Below are 544 nucleotides of genomic sequence, written 5' to 3'. Positions count from 1 at the left end.
GGTCGCGTCACTGGCATTCACACCGGCATTGCGGCCAGCGTGAATCCAAACTCCGGCGGCAATGATCCGACCATGACGGCGGTGTCCGGCGTCTACACGGCCATGTGGAACACCTACCTGAACGACGATTTGAAGTTCACGTCCAACTCGGCCTTCACGGATTTGAACGACCAAGCCTTCCGCCACTGGGATTTCCGCCACACCGATCCGACCGGCGCGCAGAAAGGGCTCGATGCCAATGGCAATGTCGCGCTGTACACGGCGGGCGACCTGGCCGCCACGATGAGCCTGAACGTGGATCTGAAAGTGTTCTCCGCCAACGGCTACTACGACTTCGTCACGCCGTTCTACCAGACCATGCTCGACCTGAAGGCGATGCCCTTGCTCGATGCCGATGTACGCAAGAACCTGTCGGCGGGGTTCTATCCGTCGGGGCACATGGTGTATTTGGATGGCGGCTCACGCACGGCATTGAAGGCCGACCTCGCGCGCCTATATGACGCCGCCACGACCGACCACCAGGCCGTTGCGCGCATTCGCATGC

The 544-nt window shown here is 61.4% G+C and carries 1 protein-coding gene; it reads left to right on the top strand.

Annotated elements, in window-relative coordinates; genetic code table 11:
- A partial coding sequence (locus D1614_RS24805; RefSeq protein WP_438268363.1) for a hypothetical protein occupies positions 1-544 on the top strand: 544 nt, incomplete at both ends.

Origin of the sequence: Maribellus luteus (genome assembly GCF_003576475.1) — a bacterium.
Classification (GTDB): domain Bacteria; phylum Bacteroidota; class Bacteroidia; order Bacteroidales; family Prolixibacteraceae; genus Draconibacterium; species Draconibacterium luteum.
The sequence above is the reverse complement of the archived record's forward strand: the minus strand, read 5'-3'. Positions and strand labels throughout refer to the sequence as shown.